Source organism: Acinetobacter sp. (assembly GCF_036659555.1).
Taxonomy (GTDB): Bacteria; Pseudomonadota; Gammaproteobacteria; order Pseudomonadales; family Moraxellaceae; genus Acinetobacter.
In genome coordinates this window covers 1-2,655 of the sequence record NZ_JAVXCI010000163.1, presented here as the reverse complement: position 1 = coordinate 2,655, position 2,655 = coordinate 1, and the positions used below count along the sequence as shown (strand labels likewise).

Genomic DNA, 2,655 nt, shown 5'->3' with positions numbered 1-2,655 from the left:
CATACTTCAGACGCAACTGCAACACGTTTATCGTTGCAATTTCAACTGGATGAAAGCTTTTTAGGGCAGCGCATCGACCAGGTCGCAGCCATTGTCTGGCCCGACTTTTCACGGGAAAAACTCAAGCAGTGGCTGAAGGAAGGCCATTTGTTGGTCAATGGTAACAGCGTAAAGCCGAAGTATAAATCTGAGGGCGATGAGCTGCTGACGCTGGAAGTCGAGCTGGAAGCGCAAACCAGAAGCCTGCCTGAAGATATTCCTTTAGATATTGTGTATGAAGATGACGATATTATAGTCATCAATAAGCCGGTCGGCATGGTGGTGCATCCGGGCGCCGGCAATGTGACTGGAACTTTGGTGAACGCCATCCTGCATCATTATCCTAGGTCTGCCGAGCTGTCCCGCGCGGGTTTGGTGCACCGTATTGACAAAGACACTTCCGGCCTGCTGGTTGTGGCTAAAAATCTGGAAGCGCAGTTCTCGCTCAGCAAGCAGCTGGCGAAAAAAACGGTTTACCGGGTGTATGACCTGATCGCCTACGGCGCGATCATTGCCGGCGGCACCATTGACCAGCCGATTAGGCGCCATCCTGTAGACCGCATTAAAATGGCGATTTTGCCGGGCGGCAAAGAGGCCGTGACGCACTATAATGTGAAAGAGCGCTTTCAGCATTTCACCCGCATTCAGGCGCGCCTGGAAACCGGGCGTACCCATCAGATCCGCGTGCATTTCAGCTATATCGGCCACGGCCTGGTCGGCGACCCGGTGTATATGAACCGCGTGCGCGTGCCGGCAGGGGCGTCGCAGCTGCTTGCGGATACGCTGCGCGGCTTTAAGCGCCAGGCGCTGCATGCGGCCAAACTGGGCCTTGTGCATCCGCGTTCAGGTGAAGACATGATGTTTGAAGCGCCGTGGCCTGAAGACTTAACCCATCTGGTAGACGTGCTGCGCACTGAAAATAAAGCCTATTGATTTGCGCGCTGGTTAGGGGCTGTTGACATTTCATCAATCAATGGTTTGCATCGCTGCAAACAGAGCGGAATTGTTAGCAGTCCTTAGGTTAAGCCCATCAAGCTTATAAAGGAAGATGACATGCAATTTGTTCAAGGTCTGCCGAAAGGCGTATTTGCAGGCCAGACCCGGGTGCATCATGAAAAAGCGCTGCCGTCTCAAACACCTGAACTGGCCGGCTTCAATCTGGCTTTGCATGTCAATGATGACCCGCAGCGCGTGCAGCGCCACCGCATGGCGCTGCTGGAAGAATTTTCCGCCTATGGAGTGAATAAGCTCACATGGATGACCCAGACCCACAGCACCATTTGCCGCACCATTAATGCGGAAATGCCTTTTGAGGCGCTGGAGGGCGACGGCTTAGTAACGCAAACCGCAGGCCATGCCTTGATGATGATGACGGCGGACTGCCTGCCTGTGGTTTTGGGCAATGCGGAAGGCACCGAAGTCGCCAATCTGCATGCCGGCTGGCGCGGCTTGGCGCACGGCATTATTGAAACTACCGTTGCCTCCATGCAGCATCCGCCGGCTTGGGCATGGCTGGGCGCCGCCATCTGCCAGGACAGCTTTGAAATAGGCGCGGAAGTGAAGCAGGAATTCTGTGCAAAATACCCTGAACTGGACAGCGAATTTAAGGCCGGCGTCAGGGAGGGCAAGTTTTATGCAGACCTGTATGCGATTGCCCGCTATATTCTGCAGCTGCAGGGCGTGCAAACGGTGCTTGGCGGAGATCAATGCTCTTACCGGCAGCCGGAGGAGTATTTCTCCTACCGGCGCGCTGCAAAAACCGGCCGCATGGCGACATTCGTCTTTATGGCCTGAAAATGCTAAACTTGACTGAATCTATAGACTTTTAACTGTTATGTCTTTATCCGAAAAATCTATCGCAATTGTTTATCACAGCCCATACGGACATACGGCAAAGGTCGCCTCCTTTATTGCTCAGGGCGCGCAGCAGGCCGGTGTTCAAGTGCACAGCATGAATATTGAACAGATAGATTGGGATATTCTGGATCAGTCAGATGCCATTGTATTCGGCTGCCCAACCTATATGGGCAACCTTACTTCTGGCCTGAAGCTGTTTATGGAGCAGTCTTCCAAGCGCTGGCTGGCGCGGGCATGGCAGGGCAAAGTAGCTGCTGGCTTCACCAACGGCGGCGGCTTGAGCGGCGATAAGCTGGCGGTGCTGCAGCAGATCAATTTATTTGCCATGCAGCACGGCATGCTGTGGGCGGGCCTGCCGATGATGCCGACGGGGCGCAGCGGGCAAGACCTGAACCGCATGTCAAGCTTTCTGGGCCTGATGACGCAGTCGGACAATGCGCCGGTAGAAATTACCCCGCCTGAAGGCGACTTGAACACAGCGCTTTGGTTTGGCGAATACTTGGGTTTATTGCTGAATAAATTTAAATAAATTGTAGATGCCGTCAGGCTGAAAAATAGTTGCCGTCAGGCGCGAAGCTGGAAGGGTTTTTTATTCTTCCGGCTTTTTTATTGGCGCTTGCCGGCGGATTTATATTTTTAGGCATTTTCCTGCAGTATTTTTAACTGCATTTATTACTAGATCTCTTTCATAAATCAGAAAATGCTCATTAATTGGCAGTGAAATTAATATTGAAAGTTCCTTCTCTTGCGCCATATATG

3 protein-coding genes are annotated in these 2,655 nt (G+C 52.6%); all 3 read left to right on the top strand.

All coding sequences use genetic code 11. The features are described 5' to 3' along the window. A partial coding sequence (rluD, locus tag RSA72_RS14325) for a 23S rRNA pseudouridine(1911/1915/1917) synthase RluD (protein WP_332633417.1) occupies positions 1–972 on the top strand: 972 nt, incomplete at its 5' end. Between the two features lie 120 nt (positions 973–1,092). Continuing rightward, on the top strand, positions 1,093–1,833 hold the full coding sequence (gene pgeF, locus RSA72_RS14320; protein WP_332624293.1) for a peptidoglycan editing factor PgeF: 741 nt from the start codon (positions 1,093–1,095) through the stop codon (positions 1,831–1,833). Between the two features lie 40 nt (positions 1,834–1,873). Beyond that, positions 1,874–2,425: a flavodoxin family protein gene (locus RSA72_RS14315; protein ID WP_332624294.1), complete on the top strand. Its 552-nt coding sequence runs from the start codon at positions 1,874–1,876 to the stop codon at positions 2,423–2,425. Positions 2,426–2,655: the final 230 nt, after the last annotated feature.

Coding starts and splice junctions, on each gene's coding strand:
- RSA72_RS14315 (WP_332624294.1), top strand. CDS start 1,874: ATGTCTTTATCCGAAAAATCTATCGCAATTGTTTATCACAGCCCATAC.
- pgeF (WP_332624293.1), top strand. CDS start 1,093: ATGCAATTTGTTCAAGGTCTGCCGAAAGGCGTATTTGCAGGCCAGACC.